The 24,229-nt window shown below is 56.4% G+C and carries 18 protein-coding genes and 2 pseudogenes; 6 read left to right on the top strand and 14 right to left on the bottom strand.

From position 1 onward, the window contains the following. Positions 1–49 precede the first annotated feature (49 nt). From VI25_RS18120 to VI25_RS18160, 9 genes are all read right to left on the bottom strand, one after another. A complete protein-coding gene (locus VI25_RS18120; RefSeq protein WP_316934362.1) occupies positions 50–1,375 on the bottom strand; it encodes a bifunctional folylpolyglutamate synthase/dihydrofolate synthase in 1,326 nt (441 codons plus the stop codon). A gap of 150 nt (positions 1,376–1,525) precedes the next feature. Continuing rightward, positions 1,526–2,056, bottom strand: coding sequence for a hypothetical protein (locus tag VI25_RS18125; protein WP_152981691.1), 531 nt, complete (start codon positions 2,054–2,056; stop codon positions 1,526–1,528). Positions 2,057–2,136: 80 nt separating this feature from the next. After that, positions 2,137–2,412, bottom strand: a complete 276-nt coding sequence (locus tag VI25_RS18130) for a hypothetical protein (RefSeq protein ID WP_045689530.1) — start codon at positions 2,410–2,412, stop codon at positions 2,137–2,139. A 159-nt stretch (positions 2,413–2,571) separates the two neighbouring features. Beyond that, positions 2,572–2,982: an ExbD/TolR family protein gene (locus VI25_RS18135; RefSeq protein WP_045689531.1), complete on the bottom strand. Its 411-nt coding sequence runs from the start codon at positions 2,980–2,982 to the stop codon at positions 2,572–2,574. 87 nt (positions 2,983–3,069) lie between these two features. Next, entirely contained in the window at positions 3,070–3,801 is a 732-nt protein-coding gene (locus VI25_RS18140; protein ID WP_052695384.1) for a MotA/TolQ/ExbB proton channel family protein, read from the bottom strand. 104 nt (positions 3,802–3,905) lie between these two features. Beyond that, positions 3,906–5,075, bottom strand: coding sequence for an SPOR domain-containing protein (locus tag VI25_RS18145; RefSeq protein ID WP_055562714.1), 1,170 nt, complete (start codon positions 5,073–5,075; stop codon positions 3,906–3,908). A 193-nt stretch (positions 5,076–5,268) separates the two neighbouring features. Next, on the bottom strand, positions 5,269–6,984 hold the full coding sequence (locus tag VI25_RS18150; protein WP_045689532.1) for a hypothetical protein: 1,716 nt from the start codon (positions 6,982–6,984) through the stop codon (positions 5,269–5,271). A 102-nt stretch (positions 6,985–7,086) separates the two neighbouring features. Beyond that, positions 7,087–8,640, bottom strand: a complete 1,554-nt coding sequence (locus VI25_RS18155) for a tetratricopeptide repeat protein (RefSeq protein WP_052695387.1) — start codon at positions 8,638–8,640, stop codon at positions 7,087–7,089. Beyond that, positions 8,637–10,307: a tetratricopeptide repeat protein gene (locus VI25_RS18160; RefSeq protein ID WP_052695388.1), complete on the bottom strand. Its 1,671-nt coding sequence runs from the start codon at positions 10,305–10,307 to the stop codon at positions 8,637–8,639. The genes VI25_RS18155 and VI25_RS18160 overlap by 4 nt, the downstream gene beginning before the upstream one ends. 189 nt (positions 10,308–10,496) lie before the next feature. On the opposite strand from VI25_RS18160, the gene VI25_RS18165 reads away from it, so the two are divergent. The 3 genes from VI25_RS18165 (at position 10,497) to VI25_RS18175 (ending at position 13,841) form a co-directional block, all read left to right on the top strand. Beyond that, a complete protein-coding gene (locus tag VI25_RS18165) occupies positions 10,497–11,300 on the top strand; it encodes a hypothetical protein (RefSeq protein ID WP_143436956.1) in 804 nt (267 codons plus the stop codon). A gap of 97 nt (positions 11,301–11,397) precedes the next feature. Further along, positions 11,398–13,167 carry an alpha/beta fold hydrolase gene (locus VI25_RS18170; protein ID WP_052695389.1) on the top strand — a complete coding sequence of 590 codons (1,770 nt, stop codon included), beginning with the start codon at positions 11,398–11,400 and terminating at the stop codon, positions 13,165–13,167. Between the two features lie 161 nt (positions 13,168–13,328). After that, positions 13,329–13,841, top strand: a complete 513-nt coding sequence (locus VI25_RS18175; RefSeq protein ID WP_055562715.1) for a hypothetical protein — start codon at positions 13,329–13,331, stop codon at positions 13,839–13,841. A gap of 12 nt (positions 13,842–13,853) precedes the next feature. Here the strand turns inward: VI25_RS18175 and VI25_RS18180 are convergent, their stop codons facing one another. Beyond that, a complete protein-coding gene (locus VI25_RS18180; protein WP_045689535.1) occupies positions 13,854–14,114 on the bottom strand; it encodes a hypothetical protein in 261 nt (86 codons plus the stop codon). A 157-nt stretch (positions 14,115–14,271) separates the two neighbouring features. Here VI25_RS18180 and VI25_RS18185 point away from each other — a divergent pair, with 157 nt between their 5' ends. Both VI25_RS18185 and map read left to right on the top strand, forming a co-directional pair. Continuing rightward, positions 14,272–14,805, top strand: a complete 534-nt coding sequence (locus VI25_RS18185) for a hypothetical protein (RefSeq protein ID WP_045689536.1) — start codon at positions 14,272–14,274, stop codon at positions 14,803–14,805. A 405-nt stretch (positions 14,806–15,210) separates the two neighbouring features. Continuing rightward, complete coding sequence (gene map / locus VI25_RS18190) at positions 15,211–15,975, top strand: type I methionyl aminopeptidase (protein ID WP_045689537.1); 765 nt, start codon at positions 15,211–15,213, stop codon at positions 15,973–15,975. A gap of 45 nt (positions 15,976–16,020) precedes the next feature. Here map and VI25_RS18195 read toward each other — a convergent pair whose 3' ends face one another. Further along, on the bottom strand, positions 16,021–19,392 hold the full coding sequence (locus VI25_RS18195) for a DEAD/DEAH box helicase (protein WP_055562716.1): 3,372 nt from the start codon (positions 19,390–19,392) through the stop codon (positions 16,021–16,023). A gap of 82 nt (positions 19,393–19,474) precedes the next feature. Further along, positions 19,475–20,551 (bottom strand): DNA polymerase III subunit delta, encoded by a 1,077-nt coding sequence (holA, locus tag VI25_RS18200; protein WP_052695663.1) that lies wholly within the window; start codon positions 20,549–20,551, stop codon positions 19,475–19,477. A gap of 202 nt (positions 20,552–20,753) precedes the next feature. On the opposite strand from holA, the pseudogene tyrS reads away from it, so the two are divergent. Beyond that, a pseudogene (tyrS, locus tag VI25_RS18205) lies at positions 20,754–22,051 on the top strand (tyrosine--tRNA ligase). 321 nt (positions 22,052–22,372) lie between these two features. Here the strand turns inward: tyrS and VI25_RS18210 are convergent. After that, a pseudogene (locus VI25_RS18210) lies at positions 22,373–22,546 on the bottom strand (histone H1); the annotation flags it as partial. Between the two features lie 241 nt (positions 22,547–22,787). Beyond that, the gene (locus VI25_RS18215) at positions 22,788–24,038 is read right to left on the bottom strand and encodes an aminotransferase class I/II-fold pyridoxal phosphate-dependent enzyme (protein ID WP_045690434.1); all 1,251 of its coding nucleotides are present in this window, start codon (positions 24,036–24,038) and stop codon (positions 22,788–22,790) included. Between the last annotated feature and the right edge of the window lie 191 nt (positions 24,039–24,229).

A 24,229-nucleotide genomic window follows, 5' to 3' on the forward strand; every position in this document is an offset into this window, starting at 1 on the left:
ATGGTAGCAAGCAAGCTCAGCGCCTGATCATGCGCCAAGAATCAGGCTGTTATAGCTCTTCGATTTCAGCCACTACGAACGTGCTGCCCCCAATAAATACTACATCATCGGCTCCGGCAGCGGCCCGGGCGGCGGCTACGGCTACCGGCACCGGGCCGTATGCTATACCCTGGAGGCCTTCTGCCCCTGCACGCTCGGCCAACTCAGTTGCGGGTAGCGCCCGCGGAATAGTAGCTTGGCAGAAATAGTACGTTGCGTCCCGCGGCAGCAGCTTTAGCATATTCGACACATCCTTATCGTTGACTACTCCGAGTACAAAATGAAGTTTCTGGTAGGTCAGCCCCGCCAATTGCGCCGTCACGAAACGCAGGCCGGCTTCGTTATGGCCCGTGTCGCAAACAACTAGCGGACGACGGCCCATAATGGTCCACCGACCCCGGAACCCGGTAAGGCGGCTGACTTCGCGGAGCCCTTCCCGGACGGCACTTTCTGGCAGTATAAAGCCTTGCTGCCGCAACTCGTCCAGCGCGGCCAATACACCGGGCAGGTTTAGGCGCTGGTAGTCCCCGGCCAGCGCTAGCTCCACATTGTCGAGGTAAGGCATCCCCTCCCGAGTGATGCGCAGCAGCTGGGCGTCGGCATCGGGGGCGGGCGGGGCAACCAGTTCTACGTGGTAACGCTGGTCGGCGAAAAGAAGCGTAGTACTCTCGGCAGCGGCTTTCTGCACAAACACGGCTTCTACTTCCGGCTGGGTTTGGCTAACGATGGCGGGCACTCCGCCCTTGATGATGCCCGCCTTTTCTGCCGCAATCTGCGGTAGCGTGTTGCCGAGCAAGTGCTGGTGGTCGAGGCTGATATTGGTGATGAGAGAAACGAGAGGGCGAATGATATTGGTGGAATCTAGCCGTCCGCCCAACCCAACTTCAATTACGGCTACGTCTACTTGCTGCTCAGCAAAGTAGCAGAAGCACAAGGCCACGCACATTTCGAAGAATGAGGGCTGCACCTGCGCAAACGACGGCCACCACCTCTCTACCCACTCCACTAAGTACTCCGGTGCCACGTCCTGTCCGTTCACCTTGATGCGCTCCGTAAACTCACGCAAATGAGGAGAAGTGTAAAGCCCCACTTTATAGCCCGCCGCCTGTAGCACCGCCGCTAGCAAATTGCTACTGCTTCCCTTGCCATTGGTGCCCGCTACGTGCACGCTCCGAAACTGCTGCTCAGGGTGACCAGTCAATTCAGCCAGGGCTTCCGTGTTGCCTAGCCCTGGTTTGTAGCCAGCTTCTCCTACCCGCTGGAACATGGGTAACTGGGCGTACAGAAAATCGAGGGTCTCGCGGTAGGTCATGGCGGTGATAGTAGGAACGTGCACACATGGCGCACAGAACGGAAGGCTACCGATGGGAACTAGGCTACTTGCCTACCTCCGTTGGTCGTGCAAAGGTCGCGTTCGAACTGGAAAAGCAAAGCCGCCAGCCGGAATCCTCCAACTGACGGCTTCGCATGTAGTTTTTCGGGGTGCTTACTGCACGGTAAAACGAAACGTGTAATAGCCCGTGGCGCCGCCTTCTGCATCGCTAGTACGGCGAAACTCCACGTTTGCCAGCGCATCGCGGCACACCTTATCCTGAGCTGGTGACACGTTGCCCGAAACTTTGGTGACGGCTTCTACCTCACCGTCGGCGTTGATCTTGATTCGGTAGCGCACAAAGCCCGAGTTATTGTCCAAGGCCGGAACGCTGGGTTTGCTGACGACGGCCCAACCTGCCATTTCGAGGCCGCCACTACCGGGGCTAGTGCCCCGCCCACCCTTACCCGGCTCACCGGAATAAGCACTGCCACCGTAGGTGCCCCGCGGGTCTCCCTTGTCGCCCACGGTGCCAGGGTTGTCGCCGTTGTTGTTGCCAGTGGGGGCATTGCTGGTGCCATTCACCCCATTGCCGCCGCCTGCACTGCTGGAAGCGCGCGGCGTAAATACGGCTCGTTGGTCTACCTTAGGCTTGGGTGCCTCCCGAACGACTACCTCTTCTTTGCGGGGCGCAGGCTTCTCCACCGGCGGAACCGTTACGGGACTTTCTTCCGCTTCACTTGTCACAACGCGTTCCTCAGCCGGCGGAGTTGGGTCGGGCTGAGCTACGGGTTGCGGAGGCGTAGGGTCAGGCTGGGCAGCTGGTGGGCGGCTGTCCTCGCGGTTTTGCGATTCATTGGCCGGGGCCTGGCTTTGAATGTCACCGGAGCTACTTCGTCAACCCCGTAGTTCAGCTCTACGCCATCGCCCCCCAGTGCCTCCAAGGGTGGGTCTGGGCCTTTAAAGACGGTAAAGAAGAACAAAGCTGCCAGCGCCGCGTGAAAAATCACGGTACCTAGCAGTGCTTCTTTGCGGTGCTCTTCGCGGTATTCAGTAGCCATGAGGCGGAGGCATTAAGTTGCGCTACCCAGCCAAGAAAGGCCAATCGGCAGCAATGGCATTCAAACAATACGCCCCGTTCCGGAAACGGCAAACGGGGCGTTGGGTGCTTCTCTATAACGACAAATCCGAGTAATCCGGTTCAGCTAGTGACGACCGAGCTATTTCGCGGAAGACTGCTGGGCCTGGGTAGCCATTACCATTTTTATTTTGAGTCGGTTGCCAATTTCCAGGATATCTACCAGTTTCTGCACGTTCAGGGAAGCATCCACACGCAGCACTGCTGTTGGGCTTTCCAAACCTTGCACGCGGCTAGCGAGCTGCGTTTCCAGCTCCGATGCAGTGGTAGCTTGCCGGTCGATAAAATATTGACCGGTAGCATCCACGGAAATAGTAATGGGTTGCTTCATGGCTTGCTTGCCTGAACGGGCATTGGGCAGCATGAGCTTAATTACATTGGGGTTTACCATCGTCGACACAATCAAGAAGAACAACATCAGAAAGAACATGATGTCGTTCATCGAGCTGGTCTCGACGTGGGAAGATACCTTACGGCGCCGGCTGAGGTCCATGGGGTGAAGTGGTGTACAGCAAACTCGTGAGCCTAGATGCGAGGAAAATCTGGATTCTACTTCGCCCCCAGCAGCACGGGTTCCGCTTTAGTTGTCCTGCAGAATATCCATGAACTCAATGGCAGAGTTTTCCATGCGGAATACCATGCGCTCGACCATAATGCTCAACCAGTGGTAGCCAATGTGCGCAATGATACCCACAATAAGCCCCGCAGCCGAGGTCACCATTTTGGTATACAGACCGCCAGAAATCTGGGCGATACCAAAGTCACCGGTAGAGCTGATAGCGTAGAAGATTTTGATAACCCCGATGATGGTACCTACGAAGCCTAGCATGGGTGCAATACCCGCCACAATGCCTAGCACGTTGATATTCTTTTCGAGGCGGGCAATTTCAATCTTGCCCACGTTTTCTACGCTTGTTTCGATTTCTTTCAGGGGTAGCCCAATGCGGCGAATACCTTTCTCAATCATGCGCGCCAGCGGAGTTGGGTTCTGGGCGCAGAGCATCTTGGCACCTTGCAAGTCGCCTTTGACCATGAGGCCCCGAATACCAGGCATAAAAGACTCCGGCACTGAGCCAGCCTTCCGGATGGTGATGTAGCGCTCCAAGATAATGTAGACGGAGACGAACAGCAGCAGAAAGAGCGGTACCATAATCCATCCCCCGGCCAACACTAGGTCGATCAGTGAGAGGCCGCCCGCCGCGTTAGCGGCAGCGTTGGCAGCAATAGCGGCCGAGTCAGCGGCGGCCGGCGAGGCAGTGGGAACGGCTTCTGTGGTGGGAGTCTGCAGCAGCAGAGAGAGCAAAAAGGTCATTCGAAGAAAGGAGTACCTGGAATATTCACATGTGCGTACGCTGCGAAGGTACGGCCCTCTATCAAAGGCCGGTTTGCTTCCTGCGTACCCCTCCGGTTTCGGAGTTAGTAGTTTTTAATCCACAAGCTGTTACCCATCCGCTTGCGCAGGATGCTGATTTGCCGATCAGCCGAAGCCCGGTCAGCATAATCACCAGCCGACAGCATGTACTGACGGCTACCGGGCTGGGGCAGAATCACCCGGGCCGGACGGTTCAGGCGAAGCAGCGCCTGCCGGCCTTTCTCGGCATTGGCGAGGCTAGTATAGCTGCCAGCAATGATATAGTAACGGCCTGTGCGGTTTTTAATGGTCGCACTTTCAGCCACGGTAGTTGCATTGGTAGCACGAGCTTTTTCCCAGCCCGGTGCTTTTGGCTTGGCCGCCGCCTTCTTTGGTGCTTTCTGGGTACCCAGGGCAGCAGCTACTACTGGCTTCGCAACGGACACGGGCTTAGAAGCTCCGGCTTCTACTGTAGGCACTATATTGGTTTCTAGCGGCTTAGCAACAGGTGCTTCAACTGGCACTTCCACTACTGGGCGAGGCGAAGAAGAAGTCATTTCTGCGGCCAGAGCGGCTTGCTGACGCGTTACGACGGGCTGAGTATTCGTGGAAGACGCCGGTGCGGCTTCGTTCCAGGTAATGCGCCAGCTATCGGGCAGGTAGCCGTTGTGGTCAGCAAACAAATAATTGGCCGACAAGCCGAGGCCGACAATAACGGCTCCGGCTAGTACCTGCAAGGCACGTACGGCCCGCTTGGAGCGGGATGCTGCCAGAATGGGGGCAGCCGTGGGCCGCTCCCGGGCTAGCAAGGCATCGGTAGCCCGGATGGGGCGCGAGACTAGTTCGGGCAGTCCGAAGCTAGCTGCTAGCAGATTTTCCTTACCAGTGTACTCAAACTCTAAGCCGCGGCCCGGAGCGTGCCGGAACAAACCTACTCCGCGCAACTCCGTGCGCTGACCTGTTTCTAGCTCCTGCTGCATGCGGTGCACGGCTTCCCGCACTAGCTGCCGGGCCTGCGCGGGCCCCACGTTCATGGCTCGTGCCACGGCATCTACCAGCAGCCCGTCGTTGCGGGTTAGGGACTGGTTAAAGGCGACGCGCTTCGTTGGCGGGGCCAGGGTATGGCGCACCGGGTGAATGCGAGCAGGCTTGTACTCCGTAATCAAGCCCCCAAAGTCGGGAATGATAACGCAGTCATGGTCGTGCAGGAGGTTATGAATATGATCAGCAAGCATTCGAAAGCAGCTACGGTGGGTAAAGTACTAAGCAAGAAACAGAATCGCCAAGACGCGGCAGTGGGCATCTGCACTGCAAAGGACCTTATTGACTACTACTGTGAACGTAGTAGGGCAACAAGGTCCTTTGCGGAGGTATACTAGCCACTACCTGATGCGGTAGTTCGGGCGGGTTTCTGCATTTACTCAGCAATTAAAATTCATACGTGGCACCGGCCAGTACGTTGATTCCCTTCACTGGATAGTTTAGGAAACGCTCGTACTTACGGCCCAGCAAGTTGTTGCCAAGAGCAAATATGGACAGATTTTCCATAATGCGGTAATCAGCACGCAGGTTCAGATCCACCACCGTATCCGTAGGCCGGGTGCGGGCGGTGTACAGAACGGGCCTTGGGGTGGGCGGCACGGATGGGTTTTCCTGCCGAAGGTAGCTCGTACCATAGCTGGAACTATAGGTGTATAGTTCGGCGCCTAGCAGCAGCTTATCGTACATGTTGTAGGTACCGAATAGCGTTGACTGAAAGGCAGGACGGTGGTAGGCTTCGGCGAGAGAATGCACCTTATACCCGTTGTAATCAGCCTTAAATCCTACCCGCGTTTTTTCGGCAGCGTTGTAAATAATTTCGCCGTGAATGTTGAGCAGTTGGGTTGCTTTCTTGTCATACACCAAGTCGAACTTGGTTGAGTCGCGCAAGGAGTTATTGTAGAAGTACAGATTCCGGTCGTTGCTCACCGTCACCTTCGCATTCACCTCCAGGGCCCGGGCGGGAGCAGCCTGGAAGCCCACGTACAAGGTAGGTCCCCGGCGGGTGTCGGCTACGCGCTGGTTGGGCGCCAACCAGGGATTTTCGGTGGTCAGGTCGTACATCGTTACCCGCTGGACAGCGCCTCCCAGGCCGGCAAAGACTAAGAACTTGTCTTCCGTAACAGTGTACCCCAACCGGATGGCCGGATAAGCATTAAACTGTTTGGCATTGCTAATAGTGTCGCCGGTATAGCCGAGGGTGGCTCCCACCGATACGGCCAGACGGTTCAAGGTTAGCTCGTAGGCCGGCGTAACTTGCACGTAGGGCCGGCTGTAGCTGAGGGAGTCCTTGAAGGAAATAAACGACACGTCGCCATCCACGCGTACCCGGCTGGTTTCGCCCAGCCGATAGGTAGAGCGCAAAGCGGCGAATACGTTGCTTTCCTTAGCAGTAAACCGGTCTTTCCAGTAGTTGAACCCTACGCCAAAATCGTACTGAAAGGCCGCGTCCGTGGCTCGGTTGCGGGCATACAGCTTGATGGCAGCGCGGGTAAAGGTTTGCTTAATAGAATCCTCCGCTGGGGGCAGCCGCAGGGTTTCACGGTTGTAGCCGTAGAAGTTGTACCGCTCCCGGCCTACGCTGGCCGTAGCTCCCAGCACCAGCGGCCCGTTGTAAGTTTCGCCGTTCAACGACAGACTCGTTTGGCTCTGCCCGGAGTTCTTCTTGTCGATGGGGCCGTTGGCCGACGAGAGATGACTGAAGTCGAGGCCGTAGCTGGCCGCGTCGCTCCGGGTGTTGTGCAGATGAGCTTTGCCGTACAGAGTGCCGTAGTTGCCTACCCCCGCTTTTAGGTAGTTGCCGGTGAGTGCAGGCAGTTCCTCCTGCCGGATAGTCAGCACGCGCACCGAGGGATTGAGCCGGTCGGCGGGCAGCTTAAAATCGGGGTACGTGTAGGCTACCTTGGGCCCACTTTTAGCGGGAGCCTCAATGGCAACCTTCTCAAAGTTGCGGGTAGCTTCGGGCAGCTCATTCACCCGCTCCTTCACAATCTCAATTTCGGCGTCCTCAATCTTGCCGCGCGTCTTCTGCGCCCACACTGTAGCGGGGGCAGCAACACTCAACAAAGCCGCAGCGGCCAGTAGTCTCGACGGTTGAAACGTCATACAATCGGGAGTTCAGTTAGCTGAAAGCACTGCCTGAAGCTTTGCTTTACAACTTTCTATTTTTCAGTTATTTATTTTCCGGCAAACTTGACTACTTCTCTCCTACTCCTCCTGTCCGATTGGGCCATCGGTGCGGTTACTGGTCGAATCAGCAGGCTGCGCTGTGGCCGGTGCTAGTGAGCTGCGCACGGACGTTTTGCTGGTTGCCTTACTTGGGGCAGGCTTGGTAGTCGAGGCCTTTGGAGTGGTTTTGCTGGGCGAGGTTTTGGGCGTGCTTGGTGCCGGGGTAGCCGGATCCGCAGGCAGTTCGGCCAACTGCTTCTTGGCGTCGTCTACCACTTCCTTTACCGGGAATTTATTGTCGATAATGGAATTGAGCGTGGCGCGGGCCTGGAAGATTTCGCCTTGGTCGCGGTAGATATCGGCAATGAGCAGGAAGGCCCGCCCCAACCACACATCATAATTGACGAAGTCGGAATTGCTCTTGTAGGCGGCGTCCAGGGCTTCGGGATATTTCTTTTGTTGATACAGTGCCGAGGCCAGCAAGTACTGGGCTTCGGCCCCGCTTTCATCCTTCGCCGTGGCCGTAGTAGCTGTCAGCTCGGTGATGGCCTGATCGAAATTGCCGGCCTTGTAGCTGGCTTTGCCGAGGTAGAGCGATGCCAGGTTGGTAGCGTTGAGAGCGGCTCCGCCCTGGGTTTGCAGCTCCTGCGCAATGCGACGAGTGCCTTCCAGGTCGCCCGCCTCGTAGTAGCTCTTCATCAACCCAATACCGGCATTGGCCACTTCCCGCTTATTCTGCGATACTTCTCGCAAGCGAGCGTAGTAGCGGGCAGCTTCGGCATAGTTCTTATTCTCGAACTCCAACTCAGCCAAGCGCCCCACGGCTCGGTTTACAAACTCGCTCTTCCCTTCGTCTACCACGGCTTTCAGACGGGGTAGCGCATCGGCTTTGCGGCCGGTCTTCAGGTAGGAATCGGCCAGGAAGAAGCGGCCATCAGCCGCCAGCACCGTATTTGGATATTGTTGCAGGTAGCCCTCCAGGCGCGGAATAGCTTGGGCGTATTTCTCGGCGAGGTACAGCGACTTGGCCGCTTCAAACTCCACGCTTTCGGTGGCTTTGCTGTCGGGGTTCTGCTGCTTAAACTGGGCCAAGGACTGGTCAAACTCTTCGGTGCGCCCGAGGGCCGATAAGCTTTCCTGAAGGCTGTAAATAGCACTGCTGGCCGCCTTTGTGCGCGGGTACTGGCTGAGCACTTGGCGGAAGTCGGCCACGGCTTTTTCGTGCTGCTCCAGGTTCTGGTAGGCCACGCCCCGCTTTTGCAGCGCCTGAGGAATCAGGGTGGAGTTAGGCCGGTTCTGGATTAGCTTCGTGAAGCCATCTACGGCGGGCTGAAACTCCCCAGCTTCGTAGTCGAGCTGGGCCTGCTGGAACACAGCATCCTCCGCGTAGCGCGAACTAGGCGCGGTTTTCAGCAGGGTATTTAGGGTAGTAGCCGCTTCCTGGCGCTTACCCATAAGCCCCAGCGTAATTCCTTTCCGGTAATAGGCGTAGTCCTTGTCGGCGGCGTTGGCTTGAATTACTTTATCGTACTGGTCAAGAGCCTGCTGGTAGTTTTTCGACACGTAGTAAATGTCGCCCAGGCGTAGGGTCACGTCGTAGTAGTTCGGGTAAGTAGCTTTGCCACGGGGTCCTGAAGCCAGGCTTGAAACTGCTGGCGGGCCCGGTCATACTGCTTGGTGTTGTAGTACGCGTAGCCTAGGCCGTAGCGAGCTTTCTGGTCGAAGTCGGTTTCGGCAGCCGAGCCGGTACGGGCCGTGCGGGCCGCCGCCGTATATGCCGTAATGGCGGGCTGGTACTGCAGTCCTACGCTGTAAATTTCGCCTTTCAGAACCTGAGCAGCGGCGCGCAGGGCCTCATCTTGCGGATATTTGAGGCTCTTATCGAGTACGGGTAACGCCTCCTGGTAGCGATTGTCGTTGTAGAACGTGGCGGCCTGTAGGTAGGCTACGCGCTGGTAGGTAGCGTTGAGCTTGGCACTCCGGTCGTCGAGGTTATCAAGGTAGTTGAGGGCCTGGGCGTAGTCGGAGGAATTGAGGAAACTCTCGCTCAGGATGTCGTCGGCAGCGGCTTGATTTTTAGAGCGGGGATACTTCTTCTGGAAGTCGCGCAGGGCGGCAATTACTTCCTGCGTGTTGCCCAGTTCGTAGCTCACCTGCGCGTACTTCAGCGTAGAGTTCTCACTGATTACCTTGTCAAAGTTGAGCTTGCGCGCGGCATCAAACGAGTTTAGCGCCAGCTGCTTCTGGTTGGTTTGGAGGTAACTGAGGCCCAAGTGGTAGGCAGCATTCTGGCCCAGGGTATCGCGGCGCACGGCCACGTTCTTTAGGCTTCCAATGGCACCTTTGAAGTCGCCCTGCTTGAAGTTGGAGTAGCCAATTTTGTACTGCACCTTGGGTTCAATGCTCTTGCGGCCCGCGGCGTACTTGTCAAAGTACTCGGCAGCTTGCTTGAAGTCCTGCTTCTGGTAGTAGGCGTCGCCCACCAGCAACTGAATCTCGTCGGCGCTTTGGGGCGGCGGTGTTTGAGCCAGCGCACGCGACCCGTATTCAATGAGGCCGTCGTAGTTGCCTTCTTTATAGAAGATCTGCGTCATGAGGGCCGGTACTACCGGGCGGTAGGCATCGTTCTGTTCGGCCACCGCTAGGTCCTGACGGGCGGCGGCGTAGTCACCAGCACTGGACGCCAAAATACCAGCGTAGTAGGAGCTGGCGTAGCGGTACTGGTGGTTGCCGGCTTTGTTACGGTCAAACTGCAGCTTGGCCTTGTCAAACTCCTTCTGGGAAAAGTAGCTGTAGCCCAGCTTAAATTCAGCTTCGGCCCGCTGGTCGTTGGTCAGGTTGTCGGGGCCCACTTTCTGCAGGTAGTCAATCGACTTCGCGTAGTCCTTCTTATCGAAGTAAAACTTGCCGAGCTGAAAATAGGCTTCGGGGGCTTTGGGGTGGGCCGGATTGGCCGCCGCAAACGCCAGCACGCGGTCCTCCGCGTCGGGGTGAAACAGGTATAAGCCCGACACGGCGTAGTAATACTCGGCATCCACGGTGCGGCCCGGAGCCAACTCCCCGTTGCGGCGCTGGGTTAGCTCTAGGTAGCGCTGAAAGGACTGCTGCGCGGCACCATACTTACCTTTATCGAAGAGTTCGAGGCCCTCTTGGAAGTAGCGCTCGTCATTGGTAAACACCTGGGTTTGCTGGGCAGTGGCGGCCAGCGGCGCGGCGGCACTGAGCGAGGCGGCCAGCGCCAGACGGGGGAATAGTTTCATCAGGAAGCGTTACGCTTAGAACAGTCCGGGCCTTTACAGACCGCAGAATCAGCCAAAAGTAGCGAAAAGTTTGGCCGAGGTTGCCCGCAAAGAGGCCTTTTTGCCGGTGGTAACGCGGGCCGGTGAGTATTTGGTGTAGGAAATCCGGAATTCCTGACGAGTTTGGGAGCCTATTCCCTCTATAGCTATATGCAACGTTTCTATTTCGCTTTACTCCTCGGGTTCATCAGCTTCTGCCTCGACGGTTGCTCCGAGCCTACTTCTTCTACCTCCGCTTACGCGCGAAACCCCACCATATCCGATGCGCGGGGTCGGCCGCGGAATTCCACTACGTTTTACTTTCCAGCCGCTGATTCCTCTTATCCATTCACTAACTCAGTGGAGTACCCACCTAGTCAATTACTATATGCTTCCTGCAATTTGCTGTACTTTGGCGCGCCGGTTCTCTCTAACTACTATCTGAATACTGATGTCTACCGGTTCCTGTGGCTGCGTTCTTTTAACCAACCAGTACTGCTGACGCTTCGCCGCAGTGCTACTGGCGGCAGCATCCGGACGCAATTTTTGGATAAGCCAAACTGCGGAATAAAGCTGGTTACCGTACAATTTATTCCACCTAAGGCATCGGCGCAGCAGGTAAAGCAGCTGGAACAAGAGCTTCGAAAGCGCCAGGCTGACCTGCTACAGCAGCAAAGGATAGCTAAAATCAACCGGCCGCCCGTTCACATCACAAGCAAAGAAACTACCCGCTCTATTTCCCCGCAGCAGTGGCAACAATTTGAGCAGCTGCTAGCGCAGAGCAGATTTCAGCAATTGCCGCCCTTCGAAGCACCAACCGGGGCGATAGATGGTGCTTCCTGGCTATTGGAATCCCACCAAGCTAGCGGCTACCACATGGTGTTTCGCCACGAACCGAATGCAGCTGAAGGTTTTCGCAGAGCGTGCGAGTATTTACTCGACCTGAGTTCGGCACGTGCAGAAGAGCGTTATTAGGGTACCTGAGGTAGTGGCTTGCACCAGTAAATTCAGATGGCCGGGCAACCATCCAACGGGGCAAGGAGTCTCCTGGTTAGCCTATCTTTCCCCACCTATGCGCCTGCTGCTAGTTCTATTCTGTCTTTTCAGTGTATCTCCTGTCTCTCACCTACTAGCCCAAACCACCTTGCTGCAAGGCAAGGTGCTGGACGACAAAACGCAAGAGCCCATACCCTTTGCCTCGGTGGGCATTGCCGGGCAGCCGTTTGGTACGGTTGCCAATGCGCAGGGTCAGTTTCAGTTTACCATTCCGGCTCCTTCCAGCAAGGCCACGGAAGCTGTATTGATTTCCTGCGTGGGGTACCAGACAGCTACGGTGCCAACGGCTACGCTACAAGCCGCCGGGCAGGTAGTGCGGCTTCACCCCAGCAGCATCAACCTAGCCGCCGTGACGGTGCGGCCAGGCAAGGTGAAGACCAAGACGTTTGGCCGCACTAGCAGCTCCACGCTCATGGGGGCTAGCATGTACACCGAGGCCGATTTGGTGAGTGATGCGCTGGCCAAAGAGCAGGGCACCATTTTGCCCGTTGATGAGGATTGCCGGCTGCGGGACTTTAACATGCACGTGGCCTTCAACCGCTTCAAGTCGATAAAATTCCGGTTGAACCTTTACAGCGTGCAGGCCGGTAGGCCTCACCAGCCCCTACTTCGCCAAGATATCCGCTTCGATGTAACCCAGCCTCGCGGCTGGGTGCGGGTAGACTTGACGCCCTACCAAGTACAAGTGCAGGGCCACAAAGCGGTAGCCGTTACAATCCAATGGCTAGAGAGCGAAGCTACCCCTGGCAACTCAAAAAGCTTTGGTATCTCGGCCGTACCCATGCTGGGACATAGCATTCTAACCCGTAGCAAAAGCCAAGCCCAGTGGCAGGAGCTTACCCCTGGCTACTTAAGCATGTACCTGACGTTGGACTCCTACCGCCCCCTTCCGAATAAAGCACTCGAAGCCGGTAAAGCCTCCCTAGCCACTGGCAACCAAGGCCTCCAGCAAGGCCAACCTGCTTCCGCGCCGGCCGACGACTACCAACTGCCGGATAGCCTGCGCTACTTACGGTACGTGACGGCCTCCTCAACACCCACGCTGACAAACCCCGCTGGTTATGGCCAGCACCCCACCGCCGGGCACTTTGTGCAACTGCCTGGCACCCGCCTCTACTACGAACGATACGGCCAGGGCGCTCCGCTCCTGCTTTTGCATGGCAACGGTCAGTCTATTGCTGCCTTTCAGGAGCAAATTGGTGAATTAGCGCAGCACTACGATGTACTTGCGGTGGATACACGGGCTCATGGCCGCAGCCTCGACTCTACCACTGCTAGTCTGACGTATAACCTGTTTGCCGCCGATGTAAAGCAACTGCTCGATTCTCTGCACCTCTCCAAGGTCAATGTGGTGGGTTGGAGTGACGGAGGGAATACGGCCCTTGCGCTGGCGCTGCTCTACCCTGCAAGCCTCAACCGGATGGTGGTAATGGGAGCAAATTTGTTTCCTACCGCCGAGGCTGTTGAGCCCGATTTTCTCCAACTGCTACGCAAGCAACTACGCGAAGCACAACGCCTGCCGGGCGCTCACAGCAAGCAGGATGCCCGACGCCTACAGTTGCTGCTTCAAGAGCCTAACATGACCTTTCAGGAGCTGCACGCCATCACTACCCCCACCTTAGTAGTAGCCGGGCAGCACGACCTTATTCTGGAGAAGCACACTCGCGCCATTGCGCAGCACATTCCTGGCGCGCAACTCCTAATTATGCCCGGTGCTTCGCACTACGCACCTCAGGAAAAGCCCCGCGAGTTTAACCAAGCGGTACTGCAGTTTTTTCAGAAGTAGGAACAGTCAAACCTGGGCTACCCACCAGCAGGGAGATATTACACGGCTTCGCTATAATGATTCTAATAAATATTTTTACTATTACAACTTAAACTATATATTCATCCTACTATATGACAGCGCAGATGTAGCGGGTCTTTGTTCACCTAACGCCCAATCGTATGTCCTTGACTACTCGTTTGTTTGGCACGGTAGCACTTATTGTAGGGATGGGTAGTGCCTATGTACTAGGTCAGCGGAGCCGCCCTGTAGCGCCCACCACCATTAAGAACGCGCAAGCATCTCCGCAGACTCAGGCGGGCAACCACAACCCCAGGGCCGGGCGCCGAGTGGCCACGCCAGCGCGGAAGGATAGCATGGCTGCCTGGACGCGGCGCTTTCGGCAGCAGTACCCAGCCCTGCCCAAGGCCTATTACATCAACGCCAAGCTGGTAAGAGAAATCTTGTCCCAAGAGCAGGGTTCCAACCCCAATGACCCGAAGGGAGGCATGCGGCTGTACTTTGGCCTGGATTCCGCCCGCACTCCCCACGTTATTCTAGTAGGCGTGCGGGAGAATGGCACCAACGTATTAGAGCCTAAACGGCAAGTACCTCTCAGAGCTGGTTTCATTCTGGGAGAATCAGCAACCCGCTGCCCCGATAATTGCGACCGAAATAGCCCACTCGAACAATAAGCCCCGGGCTTTCTATAGCCGCACCAGCGTTACGTCGTCGCGAGTGAAGTCAAAGCGGCTTTTGTCTACTACGCCCCGGCACACGGCCACCCGCGGGGGCGCCAGCTTGCCTTTGCGGCCCGCTTCTATCTGTGCCTCCCCCAATACTTCTAGTGTTGCTACGCCTTCGTGGTTACGGCGCAGTTCCCACATGCCCGGCATGATGTCGCCTTCCACCTGACCGGCGATGAACACCTCTTTGGGTGACATTTGAATGATATCGAATACTTGCATTAGCGGCTTTCCGTGATGAGGTGTAGTTCTACTCTATTCTGGCTTTTTATGATAGTGTCTTGACTAATACGCAGGCATTAGGCCATCCATATGCGCCCTACAACACACCCCGCTTTCATGCACCAGTCTGGTACCCTTTCCATCATATTCTACACCCATGGTCCCTAGTATTCATCTTTTCCGCAAAGTACTACACGCCGTCGGAATAGGTAGCGTCCTTACCTGCTGCCAGCAAGCCGATTCTCCAAACGCCACGGCAGATCGGCCTGCCCCTCCCCAAACCGTTAGTGCTGCCCCGGCCGGATCTACGCCATCGAACAACCACAATCCGGACGCTGGAAAACCCGTTACGGACGAAGCTGGCATAAACATACTAGCTGATTGGACTCGCCGATACCGGGTGTCCTTTCCAAACGCGTACTCGCATCCCCGCGCTTTTTACATCAATGAGAAGCTAGTCGCTGATATTTTAAAGCAGGTAAATTCCTCTGGTAATAAAGGCGGCCTGCGCATGTACCTAGGGCTCGACTCCTTGGGAGTAACCCATATGATTGTAGTAGCGGTAGATAGAAATGGGGTCGAAGTCGTTAGGCCTAGGGGCGCTACGGAAGGGTTGGTGGCTCCTATCGTGGGTGAAACGGATGCCCGCTGCCCCAATAACTGCGACACCAGTAGCCCACTCACACGGTAACCAGAGGTTGCAAGCGTTCAGCTCAAGTAGCAAACCAGCAACCGAACTAGACACCGTATGGAAAATGAGCGGCTACGTTTCTACGCGGTAACAGCGTGGCGAGCCTTGGGAAAGTACTTAGGGGCCAGCTAGTGGGTTCGGTACCCTTGCGCAACTGCTGTATTAGTAAAGACGCGCCGAAAGTTTTTCAGAATGGTGTACCTTGCCAGAGTCTATTTCTTACCAAGAACGGACTTTTTGGCCCTATTTAGCTAGGCTCCCGTTGGCTGAGTTGCCTAGCAGGCAGATAGGTAAACGTAAGCCTGCCTGAAAAGCTACCACCCAACTACGAACATAACTTAACGCCGCTTTTCCGTGTTAAGCAGCCAACGCTGTTTCATATCTGAGCACCCTATTTCTCCGCCCATGTCCATTACCTCCCAAGCAGACTTAGCTGGCCTGCAGCTCGTTAGTGAAGCCGTCGGTACTACCCTGAAACAAATGCGCGAGTATGCCCAGCCGGGTATGACAACCAAAGAGCTAGACGAATATGGCGGACGTATTTTGGCGGCGCTGGGTGCCAAATCGGCCCCGCGGCTTACCTATGGCTTTCCCGGCTGGACGTGCATCAGCGTGAATAACGAAGTGGCACATGGCATCCCATCGGCCCGCAAGGTGCTACAGAACGGCGACTTGGTGAACATCGACGTGTCGGCGGAGCTAGGCGGCTACTGGGCCGATAATGGCGGCTCTTTTGTGCTCGGGTCCGATATTCACCAGCACCAGCCGCTGGTCGATGCCTCACGTCAAATCTTGCGCACCGCCCTTAGCCGCATTCGCGGTGGCGTACGCATTGCCGATATTGGCGGGCTGATTGAAGGCGAAGCACGAAAAGCGGGTTTTCGGGTTATCAAGAACCTGGTGGGGCACGGCATCGGCCGCAGCCTGCACGAGGAACCCAAGGAGATACCCTGCTACTACGACCGGTACAACTTAAAGCGCTTCAAGAAAAACTCAGTGGTAGCAGTAGAAACATTTATTTCTACCCGCGCCTCGCTGGCTCATCAGCTCAGCGACGGCTGGACCCTGGTAACTAAAGATGGCAGCTTTGTGGCTCAGCACGAGCATACCATTGTGATTACCGACGACAAGCCGATTATTCTAACAGAGGCAAATCATATTTGGGAATAAGTACCGACACGGCCTTGCTGAAAAGCCTTACAAAACAGGAGTTACTTAGCTAAATAGTGCTAATAGCTCCTGTTTTGTAAGGCTTTTCAGCAAGGCCGTGTCGGTACGGATCAGTTCGTGGGCCAGCTCCCGCTTGCCTTCTTGCAGCTGCATCATTCGCTCCTCAATGGTATCGGGGCAAATCAGGCGAACGGCAACTACGTGCTTTGTTTGCCCAATGCGGTAGCTTCGGTCAATGGCTTGATTCTCAACGGCGGGGTTCCACCATGGGTCTACCAGGAACACGTAATCGGCCGCGGTGAGGTTGAGGCCCGTACCCCCGGCTTTCAGACTTACGAGGAAAACGCGCGTGCTTTCATCTTCCTGAAACGCTGTCACAGCGCCCGCCCGGTTGCGAGTTTGCCCCGTAAGCGTGACGCTGGGAATATCGTGGGCCTGCAACGCGTATCGAATGAGGTCTAGCATGGCTACGAACTGGGAGAATACCAGGATTTTATGCTCGGGAGCCTTATTTCTGATTTCCTCTACCAACACCTCTAGCTTAGCAGAGGCGTGGCCGTAGTCTTCCGTAGTACGCAGCAGGGCCGGCGAATTGCAGATTTGGCGCAGGCGCGTGATGCCCTGCAAGATGTGCAGGCTTTCCCGCTGCACCCCATCGTCTAACTGCCCCAGCAGCAGGTCGCGGTACTCTTGTTTGCAGGCTTCGTACACCCGGCGTTGCTCGGCTCCCATTTCGCAGTAGAGCACCATCTCCGTTTTCTCCGGTAGCTCAGAAGCTACCTGTGCCTTGGTGCGGCGCAGCACAAACGGGCTGATTTTCCGCTGCAGCTCTCGGGCCCGCTCCCCATCCTTAAACTTGTCGATGGGGTCGGCGAAGTGGGCGCGGAACTGCTGGCGGGTACCCAACAAGCCGGGGCAGGCAAAGGATAGCTGCCCATACAGGTCGTAGGTATTGTTTTCCAGTGGCGTACCCGTCAGAACTACCCGGTTGCGGGCCTGCAGCAAGCAGGCCGCCTTGTAGCGCAGCGAGTCCGGATTCTTGATAGCCTGCGCCTCGTCCAGGAAAACATAGTTGAACCGGTATTCCTTCAGTTGTTTGATGTCGGCTACCAGAGTAGTGTAGGTGGTCAGTACGATAGCATAGGCAGCGTAGTCCATAGTGGCAGAGCGACCACTACCGTAGGCCACATGCACACGTAGAGAAGGCGCAAACTTGGCTATTTCAGCCTGCCAGTTAAATAGTAGTGAGGTAGGCACCACTACTAGGCTAGCCCCCGTGCGCCCCTGCTCCAGCTGCTGCAAGACGAAGGCCAGCACCTGAACGGTCTTACCAAGTCCCATATCATCGGCCAAGCACCCGCCAAAGCCGAAGGAATCTAGGAAAGTAAGCCAGTTCAGGCCCTGCTGCTGATAGCCACGTAGAGTAGCCCGCAAGGCCGCGGGCACCGCCACCTCCCCAATGCCGGCAAAGCTGGCCACGGCCGTGCGATACTCGGCCAGGCGAGCTTTGGTTTCGGTTGTGAGCATTGCTTCTTCGTAGAGCTCTTCCACCGAGGCGAAGCTCACGGCGGGGGTTCGGAGCTGCTCCTCTACTACCTGGCCAGCCCGGAAATAGGTGGCAAACTTCTCGACCCACTCCTGGGGCAGGATGCCGCGGGTGCCGTCATCGAGGTGCACGTAGCGGCTGCGGTTACGGACAGCGCGCTGCAACTGCCGAAGGGAGGCCTGTTGGGAGCCGAAACGCACCTGCACCTTGGTTTCAAACCAGTTGGTTTCACTGCTTACCTGCACGCTAATGCGAGCCTTGTGCCGGTTTAGTGTATTCTGCCGGAGCTGGTTGAAGCCGAGCACCATAATATGCTGCGCCTGCCAGCTCTCGAACGCATCCAGAAACCAGTTCTCATCCAAAAACTGAGCTTTTGGCATGTATAGGGTTTGCTGCGCCAACTGCTCCTGAAAGATAGGATACTGGCGTACAAGGGCCTGCAAGAAACGTTCTTCTGCTGCTGCATCACGGACGACTACAAAGGGTCGGCCCAGAACGTCGGTGGCGTACAGCTGGCGGCGCGACAACACCGATACCTCCCGGGTGCCGTAGCGCATTACGGGCAACAGTTCTACGTGCAGCCCCGCGTCAGACAGGTACAGGACCAGCTCGGGCGTTTGGTCAAAGCCCGCCTCCTGCAGTTGTCGGCGGGTAGCAGGCCGCACGTAAGAGTAGGTGATGCGCAGGCGGTCCTCCAAGTTCGTTAGCACCTCCCGCTGAAACTCGTCGAACTTTGACTGGTGGATCAGCAAGGCGTTGTTATGCTGTTTGAAGAACTCCACTACGCGCCATACCTCCAAGCTGTCGAGCAAGTATAACTCCCCATGCACGGCAACAAAGTACTCGTGCTGGATGGTTAGGTCTCTCAGCTCCAAGAGTTGGTCGAGCAGATGCAGCTTGCCCGTCACTTGATAGAACTCCGCTTGCTGGGTTACCAGTAGCCGCATTTCCAGCCGGACGTGGTGCACCCGCACCGCCTCCACCGACTGCGCCGTAACTTTCTCACCCAGGGCCGAGCGGTGGGCAAGAACGGGGATTCCCTCGGGGTTCTTCACAACGGCCCGCAGGGCCTCCAGAGCCGCCCCAGTGCGGGCATCGTCGTAGTTATGCTGAAACCGCGCCAAGCCAGTATAGAACTTTAGGGCATCGGGGTCCGAGATGTTCCAGATGCCATCAAGCGGGTTCAGGAACGTGAGCGGATTCTTCGGGTTGCCGGCGGCAGTAGTCGCAGCTTCTACCAGCTGAATAGTTAGGTGCCCATAATAGCGGTGGCGCCCCAGCACGATAAAGCGCTGGCGCTGGGCTGTGTTCGGTTCCGGCAGATGCTGCTCGGGTAGCAACTGCCGTATGAGTTCCTGCTTGGTAGCAGCCGTTATGGGCAGCAGCGATGCGCGGATGGGTGCAATGGTTACAGCCTGGTCGGTATAAGTTAGCTGCAGGTGTGCTTCTAGATTGGTTTCCTGCTCCAAGCCGTAGTCTTTAGCGGCAGCCCGCAACCGATCCTGGCGCAGCTTGGCATCAAAGAAAATCCGCAGCTCCGAGCGGTGCAGCACGGCCAGCAGCACCTGGGCCTGGTGTTCACATAGCTGCGCTGCTGGGCCCGCACAGGTGCATGAAACCAACACGCTACGCTCCTGCTGCACTACCGCTACCGTGGGCCATGCCAGCCCCCCCGCCCTGCTGAATGTACCGTGGTTTAGGGTCAGAGCTTCGGGAGTAATAGCGTTGAGGGCACGCGTTTCCCTTGCCACAGGTGTGGCGCAGCGCTGTTCTACATCGGCGGCCGTTAGTTCCGCTACGGGTAGGCTGGCAAAGGTGTAACAATGCGCGGCCTCGTTTTCCGGCGTCTGGTAGTCGTCTTGGGGAGGCATGGCGTGCAGTAAGCAGACGGTTGGGGCGGGGTTTCTATTCTGGGGCGGCTCCTTGCTTCGAAAGGCCTAGGTGACAACCTGACTACATTCCAACCACTGCATGCAACGGCACGGGATGCAGAATCAGCCAGACTAGTTCCCGCAGGATTTCCCCGTCCGTCATGGAGCCGCTGTCGATACCCTTGCTTTGGGCGTCGGCCCGCCGAATGAGGTGCACGATGTCGCGGGTACGGGCAAAGTCGAATACTTTCAGGCCGGTTTGGTAGTCGCGGCGGGCGTAGCTGTTGGCTAGGTTGAGGCGTTTCCAGTCGGCCTCCGTTGGGTTGGGCAACTGGTGCAAGGCCAGCAGACGCGAAAAGTAGTTGAACAGCAGCGTCAGGTTCGGAATGAGGGGGTTATTCTTAGGATTCGCCTCGAAGTAGAGCAGAATGCGGTTGGCCTTCAGCACGTCGCGGCGGATTAATGCGCTCTGTAGCTCGAAGATATTGTACTCCTTACTAATGCCCACCATGCGCTGCACTAGGTCCTCATCAATGGCATGACCGGGCAACAGGTTTATCAGCATCTTGTCTACCTCATTGGTCAGCCGGCCCAGTTCAGCGCCAATGTACTCGGCCAGCATGTTGGTCGCCTGGGGGGTGATTTGCTGGCCCTTGCTGCGCACATAGTTCGTGAGCCAGGGTGCCATCTGGTTGTCGTAGAGCTTTTTGCTGGTAAGCAGCACGGTACCAGCCGGGGCGGGCTCCTTCTTGTCGCCAGCTAGCAGCTTACCCAGCTTTTTGCGCGCATCCAGGGTTTTGTGCTTGTAGCAAAATACCAGCACGGTGCTTTGCAGCGGATTCTTGAGGTAGGCTTCCAGAAATGGCCACGCCTTTTCCGATTCTAAATCGGCCACGGCCTGGGCTTCCTTTACCAGCACCACCGAGCGCTCCGCCATCATAGGAAAGCGCTTGGCCTGCCCCAGAATGCCTGCTACATCTGTGTCCTTGCCATAGAGCACTACTTGGTTGAAGCCCTTTTCATGCTCCTGAAGTACCTGTTTCTCCAGCAAGTCGGCCACCAAGTCGATGTAGTAGGGCTCCTCCCCTTGCAGGAAATACACGGGCGCAAACTGCCGCTGCTGGAGTTGCTTAAGAATTTCGTCGGGGGTGAGGGTCACGCGCTGAAAACTGTGAGGTAGTGAAGGAAGTGAGCAGACGGCTGGCATTTCCGATAAACAAAGGTACCAATGCTTACTACCTTTGTCCAGTTGTTAGGGCCGCGTCCTAGCAGCTGCTTGGATTTCACTGGCCTGACTGTGCGCTCTGGGTTGCCAGTTCGGCCAAGCAGTACACCATTTCACCCATTCACGTTTTCATTCAGTGGATTTAATAGAAGAACTACGCTGGCGGGGCATGTTTCACGACATGATGCCCGGTACCGATGAACACCTCCGTCAGAATGCCCCCATCACGGGGTATATCGGGTTCGACCCGACGGCGCCTTCCCTGCACATCGGCAACCTGGCAACCATTATGCTGCTCGTGCACCTGCAGCGGGCCGGCCACCGCCCGCTTGCCCTCGTAGGCGGCGCTACTGGTATGATTGGCGACCCATCCGGCAAATCATCGGAGCGTAATTTACTGGATGAGGAGGCCTTGCGCCGCAACCAAGCCGGCATTCGGGCGCAGCTAGAGAAGTTTCTTGACTTCAACGAAAGCCCCACCGGCGCCAAAGTGGTCAACAACTACGACTGGTTTAAGGAGTTCGGCTTTCTGCAATTTCTGCGTGAGGTAGGCAAGCACCTCACGGTAAACTACATGATGGCCAAGGACTCGGTAAAGCGCCGCATCAGCGGTAATGAGGAGTCGGGTGCGGAAGGCCTCAGCTACACTGAGTTTAGCTATCAGCTGCTGCAGGGCTACGACTTCTTCCACCTCTACCAAAACTTGGGCACTACCTTGCAAATGGGAGCCTCCGATCAGTGGGGCAACATTACCACGGGCACGGAGCTTATTCGCCGCATGACTAGTGGCGAGGGCAAAGCGTACGCCCTCACCGGCCAGCTCATTACCAAGGCCGATGGCACCAAGTATGGCAAGAGCGAAACGGGCACGGTGTGGCTCGATGGCTCCATGACTTCGCCCTACCAGTTCTACCAGTTCTTCCTCAATGCTGCCGATGCTGACGTGCCACGCCTCATCCGCGTGTTTACCCTGCTACCCCAGGCCGAGATTGAAGCGCTAGAGGCTGAGCACGCCCAAGCGCCCCACTTGCGCACGTTGCAGAAAGCCTTGGCCAAAGACGTAACCACCCGGGTGCACGGTGAAGCTGCTTACGAAGCAGCCCTGTCGGCATCCCAGGTACTTTTCGGCGGGGGCGACCTAGCGACACTTGATGAGGCTACCCTGCTCGACGTATTCGCAGGCGTTCCGAGCATCGAAGTGCCCCAGACCGCACTGGCGGAGCAAAATGTTATTGGCCTGCTTAGCGAAGCAACCAACAGCATCATATTCTCTTCAAAAGGGGAAGCCCGCAAGATGATTCAGGGCGGAGGCGTCAGCCTGAACCGCACCAAGCTACCCCCGAGCAGCAAGCTACGGAGGTTCCGTTGCTGCTGAATCAATACATAGTGGCCCAAAAAGGAAAGAAAAACTACTACCTCATCAAAGTAGTATAAGCGCCTCACCCATTAAGCGTGCTGGCTGCCCATCCAACCCGAGCCCTTCCACTACTCGCCAATGCAGTAGCGGAAGGGCTCTACTTGTAAAGACGCTTAGTCCTTATAAGCGCGATACGCAAAACCTAGGCGGCCAGCCTGAGGTGCTCCCCGGCTCAGCCAAATAAGAAAGGCCCCACCGTTAACCGGCAAGGCCTTACGTGTAACTATCGACACCGCAGAAGCTGCGGTGCCTACTTACTTCTTTTTAGCAGGTGCAGCTTTCTTGGCAGCAGGCGCAGCTTTCTTAGCAGCGGGAGCAGCTTTAGGCGCAGAGTCTGCAGCGGTATTCTTAGCGTTTTGTACTTCCGTACGGATGGTTTGGGCCATGTTCTTCAGCTCCTGCATGCCCTTACGCACGCGGGTGCCAGCGGCCGAGTTGCCCTTATCGTAGAACTTCTCGAAGTCGGCTTCCAGCGACAGCACCAGGTCTTTCAGTTGGCTAAAATTGCTCATTTGGGAGGGGTTGTTTGGTGTGGAAAAAGTGTTTAACCGGCTCTAATATACTGGGATTTCAAATACAAGCAATTTTTCAAGTTTTTTTCTTAAATGCCTTTTTCGGCGAGATAGAGCACTTTTTATGGATAAACACCTCAACAGTAGATGCAAGCAGTAGCAACCCCTACTGGAAATAGTACCAAATACAAAAGCCGGTCCCTGGGGTAGGAACCGGCTTTTGTATTTAGCAAAGCTGCATCTAGCCCTGCAGGTCTGCAGGTACTACTGCTTTGGAATATTGTCCTTTAGCCAACTTCTCTTGCACTGCTTCGAAGGCTGTAATGGTAGTGGCTACGTCCTCAAGGCTGTGCGCAGCCGTGGGGATGATGCGTAGCATGATAACGCCCTTAGGAACCACAGGATACACCACGATAGAGCAGAAAATACCGTGATTCTCACGCAGATCGAAGGTTACTTGGGTTGCGTCAGAAATCTGGCCCTGCAGGAGTACTGGCGTTACGGGCGACGTCGTAGTGCCAATATTGAAGCCTTTTTCGCGCAGGCCGCTTTGCAAGGCCCGTACTACCGTCCACAGGTTTTCCTTGAGCTCGGGGCGAGTGCGTAGCAGCTCCAAACGCTTCAAAGCGCCCACCACCAGCGGCATGGGCAAGGATTTGGCGAAAATCTGGCTACGCATGTTGTAGCGCAAATATTCAATTACATTCTCGGGCCCTGCTACGAAAGCGCCGATGCTAGCCATGCTCTTGGCGAACGTAGAAAAATAAAGGTCGATACCGTCTTGTACGCCCTGTTCTTCGCCCGTTCCAGCGCCAGTAGTGCCCATGGTGCCGAACCCGTGCGCATCGTCAACGAACAACCGGAACTGGTACTTCTCTTTCAAAGCTACCACACCGCGTAAGTCGCCCTGGTTGCCCGACATGCCAAACACCCCCTCGGTGATTACCAAGATGCCGCCGCCCGTTTCGTCCGTAATTCGCTTTGCCCGCTCCAATTGCTTTTCCAGGCTGGCCATGTCGTTGTGCACGTACACGAAGCGCTTGCCGGCGTGCAGGCGCACCCCGTCGATAATGCACGCGTGCGACTCCGCATCGTACACAATCACGTCGTGGCGGCCCACCATCGCATCAATGATGGATACTACGCCCTGGTAGCCGAAGTTGAGCAACATGCAATCCGGCTTCTGGATAAACTCCGCCAGTTCATTTTCTAGTTGCTCGTGCAGGTTGGAGTTGCCCGACATCATCCGGGCACCCATCGGCAGAGCCATGCCATACTCAGCGGCGGCGTCAGCATCGGCTTTGCGCACCTCTGGGTGGTTAGCAAGCCCCAGGTAGTTGTTCAGGCTCCAGGTGAGAACCTCTTTACCGCGAAAAATCATGCGGGGCTTAATCTCGCCTTCCAGCTTGGGGAATGCGAAATAGCCGTGCGCATAGTGTGAGTGGACACCTAGCGGGCCGCGGTTGGCGGCAATCTTCTCGAATAGATCCACGAGGGAACAGGTTGAATGTGAAACGAAAACGAGCGGTCAAGCCCAAGGGCTAAACTCTCAGGTAATGTACAAAGTTATGGCAATCCGCAAAGGTAGCCGCTTTCTGCATGCATCCAACCCTCGCCAAAACGGTCGATGGCGTTTTATGGTACGGCTAGAATGGCGTTTCTTTGACCAGGAAAACCCACTGG

It is taken from the genome of Hymenobacter sp. AT01-02 (assembly GCF_000961955.2).
In the GTDB taxonomy this organism is placed as follows: domain Bacteria; phylum Bacteroidota; class Bacteroidia; order Cytophagales; family Hymenobacteraceae; genus Hymenobacter; species Hymenobacter mucosus.

Coding starts and splice junctions, on each gene's coding strand:
- VI25_RS18185 (WP_045689536.1), top strand. CDS start 14,272: ATGGTCCCTAGTATTCATCTTTTCCGCAAAGTACTACACGCCGTCGGA.
- VI25_RS18140 (WP_052695384.1), bottom strand. CDS start 3,801: ATGACCTTTTTGCTCTCTCTGCTGCTGCAGACTCCCACCACAGAAGCC.
- VI25_RS18150 (WP_045689532.1), bottom strand. CDS start 6,984: ATGACGTTTCAACCGTCGAGACTACTGGCCGCTGCGGCTTTGTTGAGT.
- VI25_RS18145 (WP_055562714.1), bottom strand. CDS start 5,075: ATGCTTGCTGATCATATTCATAACCTCCTGCACGACCATGACTGCGTT.
- VI25_RS18175 (WP_055562715.1), top strand. CDS start 13,329: ATGTCCTTGACTACTCGTTTGTTTGGCACGGTAGCACTTATTGTAGGG.
- VI25_RS18165 (WP_143436956.1), top strand. CDS start 10,497: ATGCAACGTTTCTATTTCGCTTTACTCCTCGGGTTCATCAGCTTCTGC.
- VI25_RS18135 (WP_045689531.1), bottom strand. CDS start 2,982: ATGGACCTCAGCCGGCGCCGTAAGGTATCTTCCCACGTCGAGACCAGC.
- map (WP_045689537.1), top strand. CDS start 15,211: ATGTCCATTACCTCCCAAGCAGACTTAGCTGGCCTGCAGCTCGTTAGT.
- VI25_RS18180 (WP_045689535.1), bottom strand. CDS start 14,114: ATGCAAGTATTCGATATCATTCAAATGTCACCCAAAGAGGTGTTCATC.
- VI25_RS18195 (WP_055562716.1), bottom strand. CDS start 19,392: ATGCCTCCCCAAGACGACTACCAGACGCCGGAAAACGAGGCCGCGCAT.
- VI25_RS18170 (WP_052695389.1), top strand. CDS start 11,398: ATGCGCCTGCTGCTAGTTCTATTCTGTCTTTTCAGTGTATCTCCTGTC.
- VI25_RS18130 (WP_045689530.1), bottom strand. CDS start 2,412: ATGGCTACTGAATACCGCGAAGAGCACCGCAAAGAAGCACTGCTAGGT.
- VI25_RS18160 (WP_052695388.1), bottom strand. CDS start 10,307: ATGAAACTATTCCCCCGTCTGGCGCTGGCCGCCTCGCTCAGTGCCGCC.